The 21,730-nt window shown below is 70.3% G+C and carries 22 protein-coding genes, 1 tRNA gene and 1 riboswitch; of the genes, 11 read left to right on the forward strand and 12 right to left on the reverse strand.

Translation table 11 applies throughout. From position 1 onward, the window contains the following. Positions 1–132 precede the first annotated feature (132 nt). Complete coding sequence (locus GCE65_RS02730) at positions 133–573, forward strand: MarR family winged helix-turn-helix transcriptional regulator (protein ID WP_152817385.1); 441 nt, start codon at positions 133–135, stop codon at positions 571–573. After that, the gene (locus GCE65_RS02735; RefSeq protein ID WP_153877299.1) at positions 573–1,898 is read left to right on the forward strand and encodes an MFS transporter; all 1,326 of its coding nucleotides are present in this window, start codon (positions 573–575) and stop codon (positions 1,896–1,898) included. Before GCE65_RS02730 ends, GCE65_RS02735 begins: the two co-directional genes overlap by 1 nt. A 67-nt stretch (positions 1,899–1,965) precedes the next feature. Here the strand turns inward: GCE65_RS02735 and GCE65_RS02740 are convergent, their stop codons facing one another. The 3 genes from GCE65_RS02740 to serC form a co-directional block, all read right to left on the reverse strand. Then, the gene (locus GCE65_RS02740; RefSeq protein WP_152817387.1) at positions 1,966–2,271 is read right to left on the reverse strand and encodes a type II toxin-antitoxin system PemK/MazF family toxin; all 306 of its coding nucleotides are present in this window, start codon (positions 2,269–2,271) and stop codon (positions 1,966–1,968) included. After that, on the reverse strand, positions 2,271–2,510 hold the full coding sequence (locus GCE65_RS02745) for a hypothetical protein (RefSeq protein WP_152817388.1): 240 nt from the start codon (positions 2,508–2,510) through the stop codon (positions 2,271–2,273). Before GCE65_RS02745 ends, GCE65_RS02740 begins: the two co-directional genes overlap by 1 nt. Positions 2,511–3,010: 500 nt before the next feature. Next, positions 3,011–4,114: a phosphoserine transaminase gene (serC, locus tag GCE65_RS02755; RefSeq protein ID WP_153879133.1), complete on the reverse strand. Its 1,104-nt coding sequence runs from the start codon at positions 4,112–4,114 to the stop codon at positions 3,011–3,013. A 66-nt stretch (positions 4,115–4,180) separates the two neighbouring features. On the opposite strand from serC, the gene GCE65_RS02760 reads away from it, so the two are divergent. From GCE65_RS02760 to GCE65_RS02770, 3 genes are all read left to right on the forward strand, one after another. Beyond that, positions 4,181–4,882, forward strand: coding sequence for a metal-dependent transcriptional regulator (locus tag GCE65_RS02760; protein ID WP_153877300.1), 702 nt, complete (start codon positions 4,181–4,183; stop codon positions 4,880–4,882). 309 nt (positions 4,883–5,191) lie between these two features. Further along, positions 5,192–5,366: riboswitch (cyclic di-AMP (ydaO/yuaA leader) on the forward strand. Between the two features lie 3 nt (positions 5,367–5,369). After that, complete coding sequence (locus GCE65_RS02765) at positions 5,370–6,161, forward strand: C40 family peptidase (RefSeq protein WP_228760080.1); 792 nt, start codon at positions 5,370–5,372, stop codon at positions 6,159–6,161. A gap of 298 nt (positions 6,162–6,459) precedes the next feature. Next, positions 6,460–7,398, forward strand: coding sequence for a universal stress protein (locus tag GCE65_RS02770; protein WP_153877302.1), 939 nt, complete (start codon positions 6,460–6,462; stop codon positions 7,396–7,398). An 81-nt stretch (positions 7,399–7,479) separates the two neighbouring features. Here the strand turns inward: GCE65_RS02770 and GCE65_RS02775 are convergent, their stop codons facing one another. The 6 genes from GCE65_RS02775 to GCE65_RS02800 all read right to left on the reverse strand — a co-directional run bounded on the left by GCE65_RS02775 (position 7,480) and on the right by GCE65_RS02800 (position 12,979). Beyond that, positions 7,480–7,875 (reverse strand): DUF488 domain-containing protein, encoded by a 396-nt coding sequence (locus tag GCE65_RS02775; protein ID WP_153877303.1) that lies wholly within the window; start codon positions 7,873–7,875, stop codon positions 7,480–7,482. A gap of 116 nt (positions 7,876–7,991) precedes the next feature. Then, on the reverse strand, positions 7,992–8,918 hold the full coding sequence (locus GCE65_RS02780) for an ABC transporter substrate-binding protein (protein ID WP_153877304.1): 927 nt from the start codon (positions 8,916–8,918) through the stop codon (positions 7,992–7,994). 10 nt (positions 8,919–8,928) lie between these two features. Beyond that, positions 8,929–9,753, reverse strand: coding sequence for an ABC transporter permease (locus GCE65_RS02785; protein WP_153877305.1), 825 nt, complete (start codon positions 9,751–9,753; stop codon positions 8,929–8,931). Then, positions 9,750–10,421, reverse strand: coding sequence for an ABC transporter permease (locus tag GCE65_RS02790; RefSeq protein WP_153877306.1), 672 nt, complete (start codon positions 10,419–10,421; stop codon positions 9,750–9,752). Before GCE65_RS02790 ends, GCE65_RS02785 begins: the two co-directional genes overlap by 4 nt. Then, on the reverse strand, positions 10,418–11,239 hold the full coding sequence (locus tag GCE65_RS02795) for an ABC transporter ATP-binding protein (protein WP_153877307.1): 822 nt from the start codon (positions 11,237–11,239) through the stop codon (positions 10,418–10,420). The genes GCE65_RS02790 and GCE65_RS02795 overlap by 4 nt, the downstream gene beginning before the upstream one ends. 90 nt (positions 11,240–11,329) lie before the next feature. Further along, positions 11,330–12,979 carry an alpha/beta-hydrolase family protein gene (locus GCE65_RS02800; RefSeq protein WP_194928798.1) on the reverse strand — a complete coding sequence of 550 codons (1,650 nt, stop codon included), beginning with the start codon at positions 12,977–12,979 and terminating at the stop codon, positions 11,330–11,332. A gap of 142 nt (positions 12,980–13,121) precedes the next feature. Between GCE65_RS02800 and GCE65_RS02805 the strand changes: the two genes are divergently transcribed. Then, positions 13,122–13,985 carry an aminoglycoside phosphotransferase family protein gene (locus tag GCE65_RS02805; RefSeq protein WP_152817396.1) on the forward strand — a complete coding sequence of 288 codons (864 nt, stop codon included), beginning with the start codon at positions 13,122–13,124 and terminating at the stop codon, positions 13,983–13,985. 97 nt (positions 13,986–14,082) lie between these two features. Continuing rightward, the gene (locus GCE65_RS02810; protein ID WP_152817397.1) at positions 14,083–14,880 is read left to right on the forward strand and encodes a Ku protein; all 798 of its coding nucleotides are present in this window, start codon (positions 14,083–14,085) and stop codon (positions 14,878–14,880) included. A gap of 35 nt (positions 14,881–14,915) precedes the next feature. On the opposite strand, the gene GCE65_RS02815 is transcribed toward GCE65_RS02810, so the two are convergent. Further along, a complete protein-coding gene (locus GCE65_RS02815) occupies positions 14,916–16,295 on the reverse strand; it encodes a nitrate/nitrite transporter (protein WP_153877309.1) in 1,380 nt (459 codons plus the stop codon). A gap of 313 nt (positions 16,296–16,608) precedes the next feature. Between GCE65_RS02815 and GCE65_RS02820 the strand changes: the two genes are divergently transcribed. Continuing rightward, a complete protein-coding gene (locus tag GCE65_RS02820; protein WP_153877310.1) occupies positions 16,609–17,394 on the forward strand; it encodes a DUF2283 domain-containing protein in 786 nt (261 codons plus the stop codon). Positions 17,395–17,570: 176 nt separating this feature from the next. Here the strand turns inward: GCE65_RS02820 and GCE65_RS02825 are convergent. Beyond that, positions 17,571–17,649 (reverse strand) — tRNA-Ser (locus GCE65_RS02825). A 109-nt stretch (positions 17,650–17,758) separates the two neighbouring features. On the opposite strand from GCE65_RS02825, the gene GCE65_RS02830 reads away from it, so the two are divergent. From GCE65_RS02830 to GCE65_RS02840, 3 genes are all read left to right on the forward strand, one after another. Then, entirely contained in the window at positions 17,759–18,982 is a 1,224-nt protein-coding gene (locus GCE65_RS02830; RefSeq protein ID WP_194928799.1) for a tyrosine-type recombinase/integrase, read from the forward strand. 469 nt (positions 18,983–19,451) lie between these two features. After that, the gene (locus tag GCE65_RS02835; protein ID WP_153877312.1) at positions 19,452–20,063 is read left to right on the forward strand and encodes a hypothetical protein; all 612 of its coding nucleotides are present in this window, start codon (positions 19,452–19,454) and stop codon (positions 20,061–20,063) included. Positions 20,064–20,100: 37 nt separating this feature from the next. Further along, positions 20,101–21,180, forward strand: a complete 1,080-nt coding sequence (locus tag GCE65_RS02840; protein ID WP_194928800.1) for an ImmA/IrrE family metallo-endopeptidase — start codon at positions 20,101–20,103, stop codon at positions 21,178–21,180. A gap of 119 nt (positions 21,181–21,299) precedes the next feature. On the opposite strand, the gene GCE65_RS02845 is transcribed toward GCE65_RS02840, so the two are convergent. Further along, positions 21,300–21,467 carry a hypothetical protein gene (locus GCE65_RS02845; RefSeq protein ID WP_153877314.1) on the reverse strand — a complete coding sequence of 56 codons (168 nt, stop codon included), beginning with the start codon at positions 21,465–21,467 and terminating at the stop codon, positions 21,300–21,302. Positions 21,468–21,730 lie beyond the last annotated feature (263 nt).

Below are 21,730 nucleotides of genomic sequence, written 5' to 3' on the forward strand. Positions count from 1 at the left end.
TCACGCCGCGGTGCCCGCGGGGCGGCCCCGTGTCGACCGGTCGTGGGAGGGCGATCCCAGTGTCGAAACGATTCGGCCGGATGTGACGTAGGGCATTTACTTAGCTTAACTAATGACCTAGGCTCGTCCGTGATGACGACCCCCACCCAGCCCATCCGCCGCACCGAGCCGCCGCTCGCCACCAGGCTGCGCATCACCCTGCTGCGCACCTCGCGCCGGCTCCGGAACGAGAGCGCGGGCACCCTGCCGGAGGGGCACCTGTCGGTGCTCTCCGCCCTGTTCACCCACGGCGCGCTCTCACCGGGAGAGCTGGCCGAGCGCGAGCACGTGCGCCCGCCGTCGATGACCCGCACCCTCCAGCATCTCGAGGGGGAGGGCTACCTCGAGCGGGCCACCCACCCCACCGACGGGCGTCAGGTCGTCATCTCCCTCTCGCCCGCCGGCGAGGAGTACATCCGCGAGACCCGGCGCCGCCGCGATCAGTGGCTGCAGCGACGTCTCGCCTCCCTCACCCGCGACCAGCGCGCGATCCTGGCTCAGGCCGAGTCCATCCTGCGGGAGGTGATCGACTGATGCGGCGGATCTTCGCCTCCCTCGTCTTCTACAACTACCGGCTGTGGTTCGCCGGGGCGCTCGTGGCCAACATCGGCACCTGGATGCAGCGCGTGGCCCAGGACTGGGTCGTGCTCACGGTCCTGACCGACAACTCGGGGTTCGCCGTCGGGGTCGTGACTGCGCTGCAGTTCATCCCCACGGTCGTCCTCACCCCCTACGCCGGGGTGATCGCCGACCGGTTCAACCGCCGCAAGATCCTCGTGCTCACCCAGGCGATGCTCGGCCTGCTCGCGCTCGGGCTGGGGATCTTCATCCTCACGGGGATCGCGGAACTGTGGCACGTGTACGTCTTCGCCTCGCTCCTCGGCGTCGTCTCCGCCTTCGACGCCCCCGCCCGGCAGGTGTTCGTCTCCGAACTCGTGCCGACCTCCCAGCTCGGCAATGCCGTGAGCCTCAACTCCGCCTCCTTCAACGCCGCCCGCCTGATCGGGCCCGGGGTCGCGGGCCTGGGGATCGCGGTCGTGGGCCCGGGCTGGATCTTCATCATCAACGCGGTGAGCTTCGCGGGAACCATCCTCGCCGTCGTCGTCATGCGAGCCTCCGAACTGCAGCCGGTGCGCAAGACGAAACGGGAGAGTGGGCAGCTCCGGGCGGGATTCGACTACGTGCGCCGCCGCACCGACATCCTCGTCATCATGGTGACGATCTTCGTCGTCTCGAGCCTCGCGCTGCACTTCCAACTCACGTCGGCGGTGATCGCGACCCAGGTCTTCCACCGCGGGGCCGGGGAGTACGGGATCCTCGGCTCGGCGATGGCGATCGGCTCCCTCGCCGGAGCGCTCATGGCGGCGCGCCGGAGCCGGCCGCGCGTGCGACTCGTGGTGATCTCGGCGTTCGGCTACGGGATCTCGGCCGGGCTCATGGCGATCATGCCGACCTACGAGCTCTTCCTGATCATGACGATCCCGGTCGGATTCTTCACGCTGACGATGATGACCGCCGCGAACGCCGCGATCCAGATCGGCTCGGATCCCGCGATGCGGGGCCGGGTCATGAGCCTGTACCTCGTGGTGCTCTTCGGCGCCAAGCCCGTCGGCGCTCCCCTGATCGGCGGGATCGCCGAGGCGGTGGGCGGGCGCTGGGCGATCGGCGTCGGGGCGATCGCCGCCATCCTCGTGGCGATCGCAGCCGCGATCTGGACCAAGCGCAATTGGGGCGTCGAGGTCACCTACAGCCTGCGCACCCGCCCCCACGTGCTCCTCACCCACCCGGAGGAGCGGGAACTGCAGGACCAGGTGGGAGTCGATCTCGCCGCCCAGCAGGCCCGGGACCGCGCGGCGTGAGTGGGCGGCGTCCCGCCCCGCGTCCGGTCACCGCCCCTCACGGCGGCGCGGAGGACGGCGGTGGCGGTCAGGCCGGGTCGAGATCGAATGCGTCGCTGATGGCGCGGGCCAGTGCCGGCTCCTGATCGTCGAAGAGCAGGCCGATCACCCGGCCGACAGCGGAGCGGGGAACCCTCATGATGTTGTCGCAACTGATGACGCTGTCGTGGTCGAGGCCGTTGCGGGGTCCGACCGGGACTTCGGTCGAGAGGCCGCGGATCGTGCTGGTGATCGGCGCGACGGAGACCCAGGTGAGCAGATGCAGTGCGGATTGTCGGGTCAGGATCAGGGCTGGGCGCCGCTTGTCCAAAAGCACCGCGGAGATCGTGCGCATCAATCCAGTGGTGGGTGCGGTGGGTCGAGCAGGCCGTCGAGGTCCGGGTAGACGCTCTCGCCCCGCTGCGTCGCGGCGCGTAGGGCGGCCTCGTCACGACGGTAGCGCTGCGAGCGTTGAAGTCGGGCGATACTGCGCCGGACGGCGTCGGAGCGGCTCGCGGCGCGACCCTCGGTGACCTCGTTGTCGAGTGCAGCCAACTCACGAGCGTCGAGCCTGATCGCGATCTGAGTGGTCATGCTTCAAGAATAGCCTCGACGTCAACCGTGTGGTATGCACGTTCAGGCATGTGCGGCCCCGACAAATCGGGCCGGCCGCTCAGCCCAGCGTGGAGCCCAGGTGTAGAACAAACGTCGAACGCGGTGCTGTGGCTCACCAGGTTTCGAGCGGACGCGGAGCCGCTCACGGGCGAGGACGTCACCGCGGAGCCGGAAGCTTGGTGATTCGCGGAGCCGTATACCGGATCGATATCGGCCGGCCCCGGAACCATGAGCAGGGCGGCAGGCGTCTGGGTCTGGTCGTGTCCCCGGCGGACTCGCCGGACGGTCGAGGCGGATCCTGGTCGACCGGATACGCTCGATCGACAAGGACTATGTCGTGGGTGATCCGGTCGACTATCCGACCCGGGACCAGCTCGCAGCGGTCGAGCTCGCGTTTGCCCACGACCTGGGCGTCCAAGGAGCCGGCTCTCCACGACCCTGATAGCCGCCCGCTGCGGGATCCCTCGGGTGAGCCCGAGTCAGAGCCGCTCGACCACGTAGTCGATGCAGGCGGTGAGCGCCTCGACGTCCGCCGGGGCCACGGCCGGGTACATCCCGATCCGCAGCTGGTTGCGGCCCAGCTTGCGATAGGGCTCCGTGTCGACGATCCCGTTCGCGCGCAGGGTCGCCGCGAGCGACTTCGCGTCGATCCCCTCGTCGAAGTCGATCGTACCGACGACGGGTGAGCGGTTCGCGGTCGAGGTCACCCAGGGCCGGGCGAACGTCGAGCTCTCCGCCCAGCCGTACAGGGTCGCCGCGCTCGCCGCGCTGCGCTCCACGGCGAAGGGGAGCCCGCCGCCGGCGAACATCCAGTCGAGCTGCTCGGCCAGCAGCGCCAGCGTGACGATCGCCGGGGTGTTGAGGGTCTGTTCGAGCCGGGAGTTCTTGACGGCGGCGGCGAGCGAGAGGCTCTGCGGCACCCACCGCGAGCTCAGGCGCTCGATCCGCTCGAGCGCCGCCGGGGAGAGGAGCGCCAGCCACAGGCCGCCGTCGGAGGCGAAGGACTTCTGTGGCGCGAAGTAGTAGGCGTCGGTCTGGGCGAGGTCGATCGCGACCCCGCCCGCGGCGCTCGTGGCGTCCACGAGCATGAGCGCGCCCGCATCGGCGCCCGCGACCCGCCGGACCGGGTTGACCACTCCGGTCGAGGTCTCGTTCTGGACCCACGCGTAGGTGTCGATGCCGGCGCCCGCCCGGGGGCCCACGCCCGTCCCGGGCTCGGACGTGACCATGTCGGGTTCGGAGAGCCACGGGGCGGCGGCGCCGGCGGCGGCGAACTTGGCGCCGAACTCGCCCGCGTGGGCGAACTGGGCCCGGTCGTCGATGAGCTGGAAGGTCGCGGCATCCCAGAAGAGGGTCGACCCGCCGTTGCCGAGCACCACCTCGTAGCCGGCGGGTGCGTCGAAGAGCTCGGCGGTCATCCGGCGCACCCGCGCGACCAGATCCCGCACGGGCGGCTGCCGGTGGGAGGTGCCCACGACGCTCGGGTTGAGGCGCAGCACCGCCTCGAGCTGGGAGTCCCGCACGAGGCTGGGGCCGGCTCCGAACCGGCCGTCGTCGGGAAGCAGGTGCGCGGGAATCGTGATCACGGGCCGAGTTTATCCCGACTCCTCGGGCCACCCAGTAGGCTGGGCCCGGACCTGGGAGGGTATGTGAGTGACCTGATCGACACCACGGAGATGTATCTCAAGACCGTCCTGGAACTGGGCGAGGAGGGCATACCGCCGATGCGCGCGCGCATCGTCGAGCGGCTCGGCCATTCCGGGCCCACGGTGTCGCAGACCGTCGCGCGGATGGAGCGCGACGGTCTCATGGTCGTCACCGCCGACCGCCATCTCGAGCTCACCGACGAGGGGCGCGCCCGCGCCACCCGGGTCATGCGCAAGCACCGCCTCGCCGAACGCCTCCTGATCGACGTCATCGGACTCGACTGGCCGCACGTGCACGAGGAGGCGTGCCGATGGGAGCACGTCATGAGCGAGCAGGTCGAGCGCCGGCTCATCCGGCTGCTCGGCAATCCGCACTGGGACCCGTACGGCAACCCGATCCCCGGCCTCGACGAGCTCGGCCTCGACGCCTCGCCGGACGAGCCGGTGACCCCGCTGTCGGACCTGCTCGCCCAGGGGCGGGAGGCGGTCATCGTGCTCGCCCGGATCGGCGAACCGCTCCAGGTCGACACCGAGGTGCTCGCGCGCTTCGCCGAGCTGGGGATCGGCCCGGGGGTGGGGCTGCGGGTGGGTCACGACGGCCATCTGCTCACGCTCGCCCGCACGGACGACGCGGGCGAGGGTCCGGCCGGCGTGCTCGAGGTGCCGCTCGACCTCGCCAAGCATCTGTTCGTCGCCCGCCCGTAGTCGCTCTCGACCTTCGTATCGAGCGGGCTCGACCTTCGGGTGACCGGCCGTCGCCGTGTGATGTCCGCCACAGGTGTCCGGGGTGGCGGACGGCCGGGCCCTCGGGGTGGGGGCGGGACACCCCCGGGATCCTGCGGGTTCGGCTCCATCCACAGGGGGAGCAGGGTGGCCGGGGTCATCCCCAGGTATGAGAGCTCCGTAACCTTAACGTGACATGCGGGCGATCCGTCGGGTACGTTGGCGAACGTTCATCACGGAATTCTTGCCCATCGATGAGCCTGGACCCGGCCGCTCAGCCCCGTCACCGAGTCCTGATTCCCACCACATCTCAATAGGACGGGGGCGGAGGAACCATCAGCGGTGCCCAGCACCTTGGGGTGCAGTCCGAACCGGGAGTTCGATCGTCGATCGGCCCCACGGAACGGGCCAAGTGTTCTCCCACTTGAACCCGACAGCTTACTTCGCAGGCGTAAGGAGAGGTAGATCCTTGTCTCAGAGCAACACTGGCGCCCGGCACCGTGCGGCGCGCCGACCCATCACGCCGCTGCACACCCTCGGCCACGTCGTCACCGGCCCCGCCGGTCGCCGGACCGCCGTCGCGGCGGCCTCCTCGGGGCTGGTGCTCACCCTCACCGCCGGCGCGAGCCTCGCCGCAGTGCAGCCGAACGTTCGCGCAGCGCAGCCGGGCACGGCCCCGACCGCCGCGCTCGCCGTCCCCGGCGCGAACCAGATCAAGACCGAGCCCACGGTGAGCGTCGACTCGGACACCGAGTGGTCCTTCGTGACCGACGAGGTCTCCGCCGAGGCGCCTGAGCCGCTGCCCGAGCCGGAGCCGCGGGTCGCCCCGGTCTCCCGCTCCAACAACCGCAGCGCAGCGCCGGCTCCCGCCGCCGCGGCCCCGGCCGAGAAGGCCCCCGTCGGCTCCGAGGCGACGCCGTCGGCCAGCGGCAACGCCATCGTCGACATCGCCCGCCGCTACGTCGGCACGCCGTACGTGCACGGCGGCTCCACGCCGTCCGGCTTCGACTGCTCCGGCTTCACCCAGTACGTCTTCGCCCAGCTCGGCATCTCGCTGCCGCGCAGCTCCGGTGCCCAGCGCGGCGCCGGGCGCGTCGTCTCCGCGAGCGAGGCCCGCCCCGGCGACCTGGTCTGGGCGCCCGGCCACGTCGGCATCTACACCGGCGGCGGCAACCACATCGCCGCGCGGCAGCCCGGCACGCCGCTGTACGAGAGCGTGATCTACATGTCGAACCCGACCTTCATCCGCGTCACCGGCTGACTGCCCGCCGCGGAGCGAACGGCCCGGTCCCCTCGGGGGCCGGGCCGTTCGCCGTCTCCGAGGGGACCGTGTAGGCCCCAGTGAGCCCCAGTGATGCTCAGTGAGCCCCGGTGAGTCCCGGTGAGTCCCCCGTGAGCCCCCGTGGGCACAGGGACCCCCGTGCGGCCCGTGCGCCTGGGTGGACTGGGTGAACGGACGGCCTTGCCCTCGCCCGGCGGCGGCGCATCGAGGTGCGGGACGGGTCGCCCATGGTGGACAATGGCCGAAGAACAGCCCAGGAGATGGGGGTCGGAAGGTCATGACACGCGAACAAGTAGTGATGGTGGGGGTCGACGGATCCGCCGCGAGCCTGCAGGCGCTCGACTGGGCCGCCGCCTTCGCGGAACGGATCGGCTGGCGGGTGCACATCGTGTGCGCCTATGCGCTGCCGACGTTCGCGGCCGCGAGCATGGACGGCGGCTACGCCACCCTCGACGACGCGTCGATCCGCGACGGCGCCCAGGCCGTGCTCGACGAGGCCGCGGCACGACTGGCCGGGAGTGATCTCGAGGTCACCTCCGCCCTCGAGACCGGCGACCCCGCGGGGGTGCTGGTCGAGCTGTCGAAGAAGGTGTGCCTGACCGTCGTCGGCACGCGGGGTCACTCCGGCTTCGCCGAGCGGATCCTGGGAACCGTCTCCTCCGCGCTGCCGGCCCATGCACACTGCCCGACCGTGGTCGTGCCCCACCGCGACGACGCGGCGAGCAAGCTGCCGGTCCGGCGGATCGTCGTCGGCGTCGACGGCTCGGACTCGGCCAAGGTGGCGCTGAAGAACGCGATCGACCACGCCCAGCTGTGGGACGCGGAGCTCACCGCCGTCATCGGGCTGCCGATCGGCACGGGGTCGGGCCTGCTCGGCTGGCTCCCCGCCGCGGTCGACAGCGAACAGCTCCTGGCCGACTGCAAGGAGGGCCTCGACGTCACGGTCAACGCGGCGCTCGAGGGCCACGAGGGCGTGACGGTGCGCCGACACGCCCTCGACGGGTCCGGGGCCGCGCTGCTGTCGGAGTTCTCCACGGCGGTCGACCTCGTGGTCGTGGGCACGCGCGGACGCGGCGGCTTCGCCGGCCTTCTGCTCGGGTCGACCTCACAGGCCGTGCTGCACCATTCCGAGTGCCCGGTGCTCGTCGTGCCCTCGCGCACCAAGGACGAGGATCTGCCGCCGCTCGCGCCCTGGAACCGCAACGTCCAGCCGTAGGCACGACGACCCGACGGCCCCGTAGCCGAACGGCCCCGGAGCCGAACGGCCCCGGAGCCGAACGGCCCGGGGCCGGTCGCCTCAGCGGCGGTCCTCGATCCAGCCACGGAGCACGACGGCCTGATTGTGTTCCTCGTCCTTGGCGGAGAAGAGCAGCATCACCTCGCCCCGTGCGGCGGCCTCGAGGAGCGGAGCGGCCTGCTCCCGGTTCTCCTCGAGCTCGCCGCGGTACCGCTCCGCGAACTCCGCGAACCGCTCCGGGTCGTGCCCGAACCATCGGCGCAACTCCGTGCTCGGACCGGCCTCCTTGAGCCAGACGTCGTGCGGCAGGTCGGCCTTGGCCACACCTCGCGGCCAGAGCCGGTCCACGAGGAACACGCTCGGGTGCTCTGGACCCGTGAGCGCGGCCTCGACCGAGGCGTGAGCAGGATTGCCGCGGCGGGCATCGTAGACCCGCACCAGTTCGATCGCTGTCATGCCTCCAGTCTCCCGCCGTCGGGCAGTCTCGGGAAGTAGCCGGGAAGTAGCCGGGAAGGGGCCGGGAAGGGGCCGGGACAGGGCCGGGAAAGCGCCCGGGAAGGCGCCCGGGAAGCTCAGCCGGTGAGGCCGTGATCGGCGAGGAACGTGCTCGCGATGTCGGGGGTGGATTTCGCATCGACCTGGCTGGCCACGTTCAGGGCGATGAGGGCATCGGCGCTCAGGGCGGCGCTGACCGGGTCGATCACGTCCGCGATCTCGTCGGCCAGGTTGCTGCTCACGAGCGGCACGACGTTCGAGGCGAGGAACAGCCCGTCCGGATCCGCGAGCACCACGAGGTTCTGGGTCTGGATGCGCGGATCCGCCGTGAACACGTTGGCCACGTTCACGGTGCCGGCGAGCAGGTCCTCGACCGTCGTGTCGCCGGTGGCCTTGAAGTCGACCGTGATGCCGTAGACCTCCTTGAGCCCGTCCGGGCCGTAGGGGCGCTCCGCGAGCTCCGGCGGTCCACCGAGCACGAGGTCGGTGTCCACGTTCGCCAGGTCCGCGATCGAGGCGAGCTCGTAGGTGTCGGCGAATTCGGAGGTGACCGTGTAGGAGTCCTGATCGCTGGCCTCGGCCGCGTCGAGCACGGTGAGACCCGCGGGCAGCGCCTCGACGAGCGCGGCGTACACGTCGTCGGGCTTGCGCGCCTCCGTATCGGGATCGAAGAACTGCAGCAGGTTGCCCGTGTACTCCGGGAACAGGTCGATGTCGCCGTTCTCGAGCGAGGGCATGTAGGCGTCCCGCTGGCCGATGTTGAACTGCCGCTGCACGGTGTGGCCGGCGTCCTCGAGCGCCTGGGCGTAGATCTCGGCGATGATCTCGTTCGAGTAGTACGCCTGCGAGCCCACCACGATCGTCTCCGTGCCCGCCGACCCCGTCGCGTCGTCGTCGCCCGCCGAGGGGTCGGGCGCGAGCGGGTCGGAGGAACTGCACGCCGCCAGGGTGAGCGCGAGCGCCGCGGCCGTGACGGCCCAGCCGGTCTTCGTTCGTTTCGTCATCGTGCCTTCCTTAATCTGACCTGTGGACGACGGAGCTCGCCTCCGCCCGATGGTCGAGGGTATCGCTGGGGGAGGGATCGCCGATGGTACCCGCCCCGTCCGACACGGCCCCGTCCGACACGGCGCCGGTCGCGGACCCGGAGGCACGGGAGGCACCGGCGGCCCGGGCGGTGCGCAGGCCCCGCGGGACGGCGGCGCGCTGCGCGAGCGCACCCGCGCCGTCCAGGATCAGGGCGGTGAGCGCGAGCACGAGCGCGCCGCCGAGCACCATGTCGTAGCGGCGCAGCGGGATCCCGGCGATGATGTACTGGCCGAGGCCGCCGAGCCCGACGTAGGCACCGATCGTCACGGTGGCGATCACCTGGAGCACGGCGGCGCGGATCCCGCCGACGAGCAGTGAGCGCCCGAGCGGGATCTCGACCCGGCGCAGGATCTGCCACTCGGTCATGCCCACGGCCCGGGCCGCGCCGATGACGCGCCGGTCGATGGACTCGCAGCCGGCGTACGCGCCGGCGAGCAGGGAGGGGATCGCCAGCAGCACGTAGCTGATGAGCGCCGCGAGCGGCTTGTGCAGCACCCCGAACAGGAGCACGAGCAGCACGAGCAGGCCGAACGAGGGCACGGCTCGGGCCGCGCCCGAGACGGTCACCGCCACCTCCCGGCCGCGCCCGGTGTGCCCGATCCACCAGCCGAGCGGCACCGCGACCAGGGCCGCGAGCCCGACGGCGGCGAACGTGTAGGCCAGGTGCACCCCGATCGCCGTCCAGATGCCGTCGCCGCCCGCGAGCGGTTCGGCGGAGAAGAGCCAGGCCCAGGCGTCGGCGAGGAGGTTCATGCGCCGTTCCTCGCCTCGGTCGCCGTGGTGCGGCGATCGAGATGGGCCCAGGGCATGAGCCGGCGTCCGGCCAGCACGAGGAGCAGGTCGATGAGCGCCGCGATGAGCACCACGGTGAGCACCCCGGTGAGCACCTCGGGCACGATCCGGCGCTCGAGGCCGTTGGTGAACAGGTAGCCGAGGTTCGTCACGCCCACGAGGATGCCGACCGTGGCCAGGGCGATCGTCGAGGCGGCAACGACCCGCAGGCCCGCGAGGATGACGGGGCCCGCGAGCGGGAGCTCGACCGCCCGCAGCCGCCGGGCGGTCGAGTAGCCGAGGGCGGTGGCCGCGAGCCGCGTGTCGGGGGAGACGGAGTCGAGCCCGTCGACCACGCTGCGCACGAGCAGGGCCGTGGCGTAGACGGTCAGGGAGATGACGAGGTTCGATTCGTCGAACGGGGCGATGCCGACGATGCCCGGCACGATCATGAGCAGGGCGAGGGAGGGGATGGTGTACATGAGGCCGGTCGTGGCCACGATCGGCCCCCGCAGGACGCGCCACCGCCACGCGACCCAGCCGAGCGGCAGGGAGACGAGCACCGAGAGCAGGACCGGCACGAGGCTCTGGCGCAGGTGCTCGAGGCTCAGCGTGCCGATGAGCCCGAGGTTCTCGCCGACCCAGGTCACGGCGCCTCGTCGACCAGGGTCCCGTACGGGCGGCCGTTCGCGTCCACCACGATCGGGCCGCGGTCGGTCTGCTCGATGTGCAGCGCCCGGTCGCCGTGATGGGCGCCGATGAAGTGGGACACGAACTCGTTCGCCGGCCGGGACATGATCTCGGTGGGCGTGCCCACCTGGGCGATCCGCGCCCCGATCTCGACGATGGCCACCTGGTCGCCGAGCAGGAACGCCTCGTCGACGTCGTGGGTGACGAACACGATGGTCTTGCCGATCTCCCGCTGCAGGCGCAGGAGCTCCTCCTGCAGCTCGGCCCGCACGATCGGGTCGACCGCCCCGAACGGTTCGTCCATGAGGAGGATGTTCGGGTCGGCCGCCAGGCCGCGGGCGACGCCGACGCGCTGCTGCTGCCCGCCGGAGAGCTGGCTCGGGTAGCGGCGGGCGAGCGCGGGATCGAGCCCGACCGTGACCATGAGGTCGCGGGCCCGGGCCTGGGCGCTGCGCCGGCTCTGCCCGACGAGCCGGGGCACGGTCGCGATGTTGTCGAGGACGCTCACATGCGGCAGCAGCCCGGAGTTCTGCATGACGTAGCCGATCCGTCGCCGCAGCGCCACCGGATCGTGACCGGCGACGTCCTCGCCGTCGATCGAGACCACCCCGGAGGTCGGGTCGACCATTCGGTTGACCATCCGCATGAGCGTCGTCTTGCCTGAGCCCGAGGAGCCGACGAGCACCGTGGTCGAATGGGCCGGGATCTGCAGGGAGAAGTCCTCGACCGCGACCGTCCCGTCGGCGAACACCTTGGAGACGCCGTCGAATTCGATCATGGTGCTCCACCCTGCCGCCGGTTCCCTAGAGCCAACCACATTCACGGGGCCCGTGTCAGCACGTGTGCCCGCCTGTCGAGACCGGCACGTTCACTCCAGGGTCGACTTGATCGGCGCGTAGTCCTCGATGATCGCCTGGACCCGGGCGAATGCCGCCGCGTCCAGGCCCGCATCGCCGGTGACCTGGCGCCACGCGCTCGGGACGACGTTGCCGAAATTGTGACCGTGATGGGCGGGCACCTGGTCGCCGAGCATCATGTCCACGAGCACCTGCAGACCCGTGACCACGGGGATCCAGCGCATCGAGGGGCTGACGTCGGCGCCGCGCTGATCGGGCTCGAGCCAGTCGGGGGACTGCCAGAACAGCCGGGGCCCGAGCCAGGTGACCGCGTCGGTGGCGTGCTGGAGGTAGAGCACGCGGGGCTTCTGCCACGGCTGCGGCAGGTCCGAGTCGTCGCCGGGCCGGGAGATCCAGCGCACCTCGCGGCCGCCGTCGAGCACGGGCTGCCAGGCCGGGCTGCCCGCGTCCCGGGCCGCCTGCAGGCCGCGCCACAGCTCGGACCCGTTCGGGCTGCCCACGAACAGGGCGCCGTCGGTGCGCGTGCGCACGTCGGCCAGGTCGGCGAAGACGGCCTGGCTGCCGTGCGCGCCGAGGCTCAGGCCGTAGGAGACGAGCATGGGTCGGTCGTCGGCGGGGAGCTGGGACCAGCGCTCGTACACGGCGTCGAAGAGGGTTCGTGCGGCGTGCACCGGGGCGTCGGGATCGAAGAGGAAGGAGTACCAGCTGGGCATGTAGGAGTACTGCATCGAGGCGATCGCCGTGTCGCCGGCGTGCAGGTACTCGAGGGCGTCGACCGTCTGCGGCTCGAGCCACCCCGAGCCGGTCGTCGTGGCGACCACGAGGATCGATCGGTCGAAGGCTCCGGTGCGCTCGAGCTCGGCGAGCACGAGGTCGGCCCGGGCGGCGTCGGTGGGGGCCGATTCCAGGCCCGCGTACACGCGGATCGGCTCCCTCGCGGCGAGCCCGGTCACCGCCTCGATCCGGGCCGCGGACGGACCCCCGCCCACGAAGTCCGATCCATGGTGGCCGAGCGACTCCCAGGCGATCGCCGAGTCCGGGCCGGCGGATCGGTGGGCCGAGCCGGGCTCGGTCACCTCCGCGCTCACGCCGGAGTTGAGGCCGGAGAAGATCGAGTCCACCACGGCCAGGGCACCCGCGCCGCCGGCGAGTGCCACCCCGGCGACGATGGACGTCGTCACCACGCCCGCGATGAGCGGGGAGAAGCGGCCGCGCAGGCGGCGGGAGAGGCGGCGCACGCCCTTGCCGATCGCGAGCAGCACCACGGTGAGCGGCACGAACACGGCCAGGAACGCGCCCACGTGGGTCGAGTCGGCCTCGGGCATCTCGACCATCCGGCGCACGTCGTTCTGCCAGTGCAGCGAGAGACCGGACAGGAGCGCGATCGAGGCGACCATCGCCGCGCCGTAGGCGATCCACGCGGCGCGCCCGCCGAGGCGCTGCTGCTCCGGGCGGATGAGACGGCGCAGCCACCGCCACAACAGCACGCCGATGAGGTAGCCCGCGCCGAAGGAGAGCGCCGTGATCGCGCCCTGCGCCGCGGCCGGGCGGGGCAGCAGCGAGGGCGTGACCGACAGGATCGCGAACACGAGGCCGAGCGCGGCGCCGCCCGGGTCGAGGTGCCACCAGCGGCGCGCCTGCGGGGTGCGGGGTTCGTCCACGGAAAGCTCCCTGCTTCGGGCGCCTCGCATCGGTCCGGATCGCCGGTGCTGCACGGCCCAACTATAGGGCGGCCTCGGTCACGGGCCGCGTTGCGCGTGCCGCGTCTCGAGCGCCGGGATCTCGGCCGATAGGGTGGCCTCCATGCCCGAACCTCCCGCGGAGATGGAGTTGACGGTCGGAGAGGTCGACCGGTTGCTCGCCTCCCAGCACCCGGACCTGCGGGGCCCACTCGAGCGGGTCGCCCACGGCTGGGACAACGACGTGTTCCGCCTCGGCGAGGATCTGGCCGTGCGGCTGCCGCGGCGCCTGGCGGCTGCCGAGCTCGTGGTGAAGGAGCAACGGTGGCTGCCGCAAATCGCGCCGATGCTGCCGGTGCGGGTGCCCGTGCCCGTGGCGATCGGGCGGCCCGAGGGGCGTTATCCGTGGTCCTGGAGCGTCGTGCCGTGGTTCGAAGGCCGCCCGGCCTCCGAGGCGTCACCGCAGGAACGGGACGTGATCGCCGAGCAACTCGCTCAGGTGTTCACCGCCCTGCACGTGCCTGCGCCGGTGGATGCTCCGCCGAACTGGGCCCGGGGCGTGCCGCTGGCGGAGCGCGACGAGCACGTGTACGCCGCCCTGGCCGGGGAACCGCACCTGCGCTCCCTCTGGACTGCCGGCGTGACCGCGCCCCCGTGGCGGCGACCTGCGGTCTGGGTACACGGCGACGTTCACCCGGGCAACCTCGTGCTCGGGCATGGGCGTGAGTCCGGGATCGCCGCAGTCGTGGACTTCGGGGACCTGACGGCAGGGGATCCCGCCTACGATCTGGCGTGCATGTGGCTGACGTTCACCGAGCACGGGCGGCGCCGGTTCCGGGCTGCGCTGCCGGAGATCTATGACGACGCGGTCTGGCTCCGAGCGCGGGCGTGGGCCGCCTGGTTCGCCCACCTGCTCGCCGGCACGAGGGATCCGGGCAATCGGCGAGTGGGGCAGCACGGACTGAGCGGGCTCGCGGCGGAGCGGTAGCGGGACCGAGGGCGTGAGCCGGGCCCTCGCGGAATGTGGGCGCCGGCGGCGCCCACCCCCTTCTGGCCGGGCCCGGGCGGTGTTTCAATGGGGATGCATGAGGGCCATCTGGAGTGGTGCCATCGCCTTCGGCCTCGTCAACGTGCCGGTCAAGGCCTACGCGGCGACGTCCGACCACGACGTGCACCTGCACCAGGTGCACGATCGCGACGGCGGGCGGATCCGCTACGAGCGGCGCTGCGAGGTGTGCGGCGACAAGGTCGAGTACGCCCACATCGACCGTGCGTACGACGACGGCGAGAAGACCGTCGTGCTCGCGGCCGAGGACCTGGGCTCACTGCCCGCGGCCCAGCGCCGGGAGATCGAGGTCGTGCAGTTCGTCCCGAGCGCCCAGATCGAGCCGATCACCCTGTCGAGCAGCTACTACCTCTCCCCGGATCCGAAGGCGGCCAAGGCGTACACGCTGCTGCGGCGCACGCTCGAGAGCTCCGACGTGACGGCGGTCGTCACGTTCGCGCTGCGACAGCGCACGAACCTCGGGGTGCTGCGGGTGCACGAGGGGGTGCTCGTGCTCCAGGCGATGATCTGGCCGGACGAGTTGCGGGAGGTCGACCCGCCGGAGGAGGCGAGGGTCTCCGAGCGGGAACTCGGGCTGGCCGCCGACCTGGTGGATCAGTTGCGCGGCGACTTCGACGCCGATTCCTACGAGGACACCTACCAGGTGGAGCTGCGCACGCTCATCGACGCGAAGCTCACGGCGGGGGAGTCCGTGGACACGGCGGCCACGTTCGGTGAGGTCGCGGCCGAGACCGAGGACGGGGGCACCGTGATCGACCTCATGGAGGCACTCCGGCGCAGCATCGACGCCCGCAGGAAGCCGGCACAGGGCGCCTGAGGCGAGTTGCGTCGTCCTCCCGCTCGGCGGCGGGATCAGCGGGACCGGAGGATCCGCCGGTAGCCGCGGTCCCACGAGCGTTCGGTCAGTGGGACCACGACGTCCACGCCCTCGGACATGCGCGCGAGCACGCCGGCGCGCACGCCCATGAGGGAGCCGAGCATCGCGAGCGTGGAGATCGCTCCGATCGCCGCGATCGAGGCCATGGCCCAGCGGTAGTCGTGGATCGTGGTGGCCGAGCCCGCGGAACTGACGTCGAGCACGACGCCGACGGTCAGGGAGGCGATCATCGCGCCGGTGAACCCGCCGGCGTTGACCAGCCCGGTCGCGGTCGAGATCCGCACGGCCGGGTTGTAGTCGCGGGCGAGGTGGAAGCCGATCTGCGAGGCGGGTCCGCCGAGGGCGAGCACGACGAACACGAGGGTCACGACCGAGGCCGGCGGGCGCCCGCCGGGCCAGGCCGCGAGCACGGCGACGGCGAGCACGCAGGCGGCCGAGATCCCCAGTCCCATCGGGGTGCGCCAGCTGGGGCGGCGTCCGGCGAGCGGGCCGATGACGAAGCTGGCCACGAGGTTCGCCACCACGTAGATCGACAGCTGCGAGGCTGCGGCCTCGGCGGAGTAGCCGAGCCCCTCGGTCAGGTACGGATAGCCCCAGACGAGGGAGACGACCACGCCCGCGGTCATCGTGCCCTGATGGGTCCAGAATCCGAGCCGGGTCTCCCGGCGCGCCCAGGAGGAGCGCACGTTCCCCGCGGCCTCCCGCAGTGCCGACGGGGTCGCCGTGGTGGCTCCGGGCTCGGGGGCCGGTGGCAGCTCGCGATACGGCGCGGACACGGCCGGCCGCAGCAGCAGCAGCGAGTACACGATCGAGATCCCGCCCGTGAACAGGAACGTGCGGGTCCAGCCGAACTCGTCCAGCGCGAGCACGAGCGGCACGGTCGCGGCGAGGTTGCCCGCCATCCCGGCCAGCCCGGTGGCCATCGTGAGGATCGCGTACCGGCGCTTCGGGAACCACATCGCCGCCAGCCGCAGGACCGCGATGAACACGGCGGAGTCGCCGAGGCCGAGCAGTGCGCGCGCGCCGAGGGCGAGCGGATAGTTCGGGGCGATCGCGAACAGGAGCTGGGCGGTGCCGAGGATGAGGGTCGCGGTGAGCAGCACCTTCCGGGCTCCCCAGCGGTCGATCGCCAGGCCCGAGGGCACCTGCATGAGGGCGTACATTCCGAGCTGGACCATGACGAACGTGCCCAACTCGGTGGCCGAGATGTTCCAGCGCTCGACCGCGTCGGGGCCGGCGACCCCGAGGGAGGATCGGTGCAGCACCGCGAGGAAGTACACGCCGATCCCCACGAGCCAGACCAGCCAGGAGGACCGCCGGCTGCGGTCGTCGAGTCGGGTGAAGGCGGTGGTCACCCCGCCAACCTACCGAGACCCGTGCCGCCGGGGCACGTCGGTGGTCACGATGTCCACGGCGGCGACCGCGACGTCGGCCGGTGCCGTGCCCGGGCGGTGGTGGAACCATCTCCATGCGGTGCCGGTCACGGATAGCATCTCGTTCACAGAGAAGGGCAGGAGGGCATACATGGCGGATCTCGACTATGCGTACCTCGCGGACTATGCCGCGATCGAGGGTGGGCGCTTGACGGCTGTCGGAGCCAGCTGAACTCACGTTCAGGTTCCCCATCTCCCGGTCGAGCGCCTCCTCTGCGTCGCGGGCCGAGTCCGGGTGGCTGAAGAAGTGGATCACTTCGACCTCGGCATCACTGCACGCGCGCCGAACGGCGCATGGAGGATCCAGGTCTCGGGGCCGATCGACGCCCACGGCGGACGTGTGTACGACGGCCGTCGCGGCGTGCTCTTCGCGGCGCAGCTCTCCGTCTCGCTGACGGCTACTGGCCTGTATACGGTCGACGTTGCGGTGGATGGTGAGCATGTGAGAGCGCTCAAGTTTGAAGTCGTCACGGGTGAGAACGTGCGATACCGGCTGACGCGACATGCGCTCGAACGTATGATGATGCGTTCGGTTAGTGAGCACGCCGTTGCGCAGACGTTGGAGTCGCCGGACCAGCAGGCTGACACGCCCAAGAAGAGCCGACTGTTCCAACGACGGTTCGGCGAACGTGAACTCAAGGTCTGGGTAGTGTGGCCATCCGAGCGTGAGATCCTGGTCGTAGAGTCTGTTGCCTGGAGAGGACCCGTGAGTATCGCCATCGCAGTTGACCAGGATGCCGACGCCGCCTACATCCGGTTGTCGACCGAGACCGTCGTCGAGACCCGAGAGGTCACCGAAGACGTGATGGTGGACCTCGATATGAACGGGATCGCCGTCGGAGTGGAGGTGCTTGGCCTCGACGCGGATATTCCGTACACCACCTTGTGCACCGAGTTCCACGTGCACTCCGACGTGGTCGACCTGCTGCGCCAGATCCGCCCGAGTGTGAGCGGCTTCGTCTCGCTGCGTTCCGCCTCCGGTGGAACGAGCATGAACACTCCCTCGTTGACGCGGGCCTGAGAACCGGCGCCCGGCCGAGAACTGTGCGCCTAGCCCTGCCGTGAGGTGGGTTGGCGCCGTGGCCGTCTCGCAGCGATCGGTATGCCCGGCTGCTGTTGGTGCGTGATACGAGGCGTTGCTGTCCGGGTTGTCGCACGTGGCGCCGTCGCGACGATCTAGACCGTTGCTCCGGTGGGCGCCCCCGGCGCGATTCGAACGCGCGACCTACCGCTTGGGAGGCGGTAGGCCCAATAGGATGGGACCAACGAGAACGGCTCTAAATCGCCGGAACGAGCCACTCTGGGGCGGCACTCGCCGGTCTGCGCCGATATATGTGTTGCTACAGTGGTTGCTACACCAGACAGCGCGGACCCGGAGGACGGCCATGGCCAGGACCAAACGCGGCAACGGAGAAGGCTCCATCTACCAACGCGCCGATGGGCTCTGGGCCGCCTCCGTGTCCCTCCCGCCAGACCCGCTCACCGGCAAGGCCCGACGCCGCACCGTCACCTCCAAGTCCCGCAACGTCGTCATCGGCAAGCTCCGCGAGCTCCGCGCCGAGCTCGACCGAGCCGGCGACATGCCCACCTCGTCGCCGCGGCTCTCGGAGTGGCTTGAGCAGTGGGACGGCCGCCACCTCGCCACCTTGAAGCCGAAGGCCGCCAGCGCCTACCGGACCGCGATCCGCAACTACATCGACCCATCGATCGGTAAGATCCGGCTCGACCGGCTCACCCCGGCCGACGTGCACCGAATGCACGACTACATCACCGACACCCGTCGGCTCTCGACCTCAACCGCGAACCAGGCGCACCGCACCCTGCGCAAGGCACTCACCGACGCCCAACGGCAAGGCATCGTCACCCGCAACGTCGCCACGCTCGTCTCGCCGCCGCCGCTTGCCGTCGTCACCCGGCCCCACCTGGGCGCCCAGCAGGCCGCCTCGCTGCTCTACCAGCACCGCACGGACCCGCACCTGGCGTTGAGCCTGTCGCTCGCGCTCCTGACCGGCATGAGGCAGGGGGAGAGGCTCGGACTCACCTGGGGCGCGATCGACCAGGACCGCGGCATCATCACCGTCTCCTGGCAACTCCAGGCCCTCACCTACACCCACGGGTGCGAACCAGCCTGTGGCCGTAAGCGCGGCGCGGACTGCCCCGCCCGCAGGTTCGACTACCCGGCCGGCCACGAGATCATCCAAGTGCGCGGAGGGCTCCACCTGCTCCGGCCGAAGTCCCGGAAGGGCTGGCGGGAAGTGCCCATGGCCCCGGTGCTCGCCGAGGCGCTCAAGCTGTACCGGCGCGACCACTACCGGCCCCACGAGCACGACCTCGTCCTCGTCCGGGCCGACGGCGCAGCGATCCCGCCGCGGCAGGACTGGCAGGCATGGAAGGACGCGCTCGCCGCCGCCGACCTTCCTGATCTGCCGCTGCACTCGGCGCGGCACACGACGGCGACCCTGCTGCACGAGCTCGGCGTGCCGGAACAGGTGCGGATGCAGATCCTCGGGCACGCCTCAGCGACCGTCACCCAGGGATACACCCACGTGGCGGCGGCTGAGGCAGTCGCAGCGATGGGTGCGCTCGGGCGGCTGCTCGACTCGGCGTGACATCCTGCCCCCATTCGCCAGACAGGCGAGCAGATCCCGGCTACTATCGCCCCCACGGCGGGCATGGATTCCCTCAAAGATCACGGTTCGCCGCGGCGGTCCCGGGCTTCGGTCCGGGGCCGCTCTGATGACCGAGGTACCGTGCTCGCATGCACCCGCCGGCGCCCGAGGATAGCGGCCTCGTCGCACACCAGACGCTCCCACCGACGTCCTCAACGAGTGCACGAAGCGCTTCCGCCCGCCATCAGGTGAGCGGGAGCGCTTCCTTGTCCGGGACCCGGACTACTTCACCAGATGCCGAGGCTGGTTCGAACCCGCGGCACCGCCGGCCGCGGGGGATCTGCTCCGTCTCGTGGAGCGAACCGAGTGCGGGTCGCGCACGAGGGCCGTGGGCTTGCTCGGTGACCGCGACGCGCCACGATGTTTCATCGGTTGACAAAATATGCATGGATCGTCCAGGATGCATAATATGCTCGACAATGAAACGCGCCAGTTCTTCGTGCGGGAGGCGGCGACGCTCGCCCCCGTGCTCTACCCCTTGCTAGACGACGCCGTGGCGGCAGCAGAGGCGGTGCTCCCGTTTGACGGTAGCGAGTATCCGCACCTGTTCAGCCACTATCGCCGCGCGGAGTTCCGCCGCACGACAGAACCTGACGGGGTTCTACCGCCTGGCTGGACGCTGGGCGGCAACCCTCGCCTGAGCGGACAGGTCATCTTCACCCACGTGAAGGAGCGGGCTTCGCTACGTCTGCTCTCGGAGAACCGAGCTAACGCCAACGGCATACCACACGCCGGAAGCAACCAGGCTCGCCAGGCAGCGTGGGCTAAGCGCGAACAATTCTGGCAGGGCGCTCTGATTCCTGATCGAGACCTGTTGCTGCTTCTCAGCATGAGCCAGGCGGAGCCGAGCCTGCGGGTTGTGCGCACCCTAACGACCGGCCAGTACAGCGGACGGGTGGCGTGTGATTTTGAACTGCCACTCTTGCGAGAGTCTGTCGAGTACAACTTCGAGCGGTTCGACGGCTCCGACGAAGGCGAAGATCTGTTCGATGTTTACATCGAGGGCAGTCACGATGCCTGAGCTTTTCAACGGTGAACGCCTTCTTACGCTCCGCCGAATGTACGGACTCACTCAGGCTGAGCTCGGCGCGCGGATTGGAGTCGCGCAAGGTCACCTGTCGAAGTTGGAGCGAGGCACCGCGCCTCTGTCGATGGCGTCAGCACTCGCTGCAAGCGAAGCCTTCGGGGAACCCCTGTCCTTCTTCAAGATCCCTTCGAACCCCGTGCCATTGGGGCCGACTGCATACCGCCGTAAGGCGTCGATGAAAGCTGCAGAGCGTGACCGAGTTGCCTCGTTCTACAGAGAGGCCGCTCGGATATTTGCAGCAGTCAGCGAGGCTTCTGGTTACCACGAATTCACGCTAGTTGAGGCGATCGACCGCACCACCCCGGAGCGGGCGGCTGAGGCTGTGCGGGTGCTTGCGGGCTTGAGCCCGGCCGCGCCGGTGAGGAATGTAGTCCGACTTGTCGAGCGTCTCGGCATCGGTGTCGTGACAGATCTGGATGATCCCGAGCACGCCTGCGACCCGATGGACCTTTCAGGAATTACTATGCCAACCGCGCAGAATCGACGTCCCTTGATCGCCACAGCGCCGATTGCACGAGGGGACGCGCAGCGCATGACACTCGCTCATGAGTTCGCACACCTAGTCCTGGATCGGGAGGCTGCGTCGATCAGCTGCGCGACCAGGAGCCCGCAGGAGCGGAGGGCCTTCCGTTTCGCGAGGGCACTTCTTCTGCCCTCAGCCGTGCTTCTCGATCGAATTGATGAGCGGTCAACGTTCCGGGACTACCTGGAACTCAAAGCCGAGTACGGGGTCTCCGTGGGATCGACCATTATGGGCGCACGCGAGCTTGGCGCGATCACTCCCCAACGTGCCCGAATCCTGCAGATTCAGCTCAATTCCCGCGGGTGGCGCACCGCCGAGCCCGTCGAGGTTGTCGCAGAACGCCCGGCCTTGTTCAGGCAGGCATTGCAACGGGCTTATCCGACGAGCCCGATTCCGCGCGCGTCAACCAGCCTGGGTGTCGCACCCAAGCGACTCCGGCGGTGGATGGGAGATACTGAGTCGGGCGCCGGGGACGACATTGCGCCTGTGGTGCCTTTGCGGGCGCGCTCTAAGTTGCGGTGGGCATGACAAATCGGCGCCCCGCCCACCTCTAGGTGGACGCGGCGCCGTCGCGTCCGCGCGGTCAGGTGAGTGGTTGCACCGTGGTGCCGTCCCACTCGCCGACGAGCCGGACCGGGACGAGGCATCTACTTCGGAGCTGATGTCCCCGCCACCATGACTTCAAACAGGTCGGCAGCTTCAGCGGCGACCAGATCCGGCGTCCGCTCCAACGGAGTCGAACGCGAGACCTGTGACGCCTGCTTCGCAGCAGCGTATTCGACTGTGAGTTCAAGGAACCGCTTCATGTTGTCCATGGACTAGGTATAGCCGGTCACCGAGTCGTGTGGGGCTAGGGGCGCGGGTAGCCGATGCTGGGGCTAGCATGCGGGACACCGAGCCAGCGAGCACCAGACTGGTCACCATCCACGTACCCCACCGGGAGCCGGTCGAACACGGTCACAATCTCCGTCCAATAGAACGCCTCAGGCCGTCCGCATCCGCACCGTCCGCCCGGACGGCCTGCAGAAGGCAGTGTGTCTCGCCCCGGGGATGATGGAGGCATTGAAGCCACGGAAAG

It is taken from the genome of Pseudactinotalea sp. HY158 (assembly GCF_009660225.1).
Lineage (GTDB): Bacteria > Actinomycetota > Actinomycetes > Actinomycetales > Beutenbergiaceae > HY158.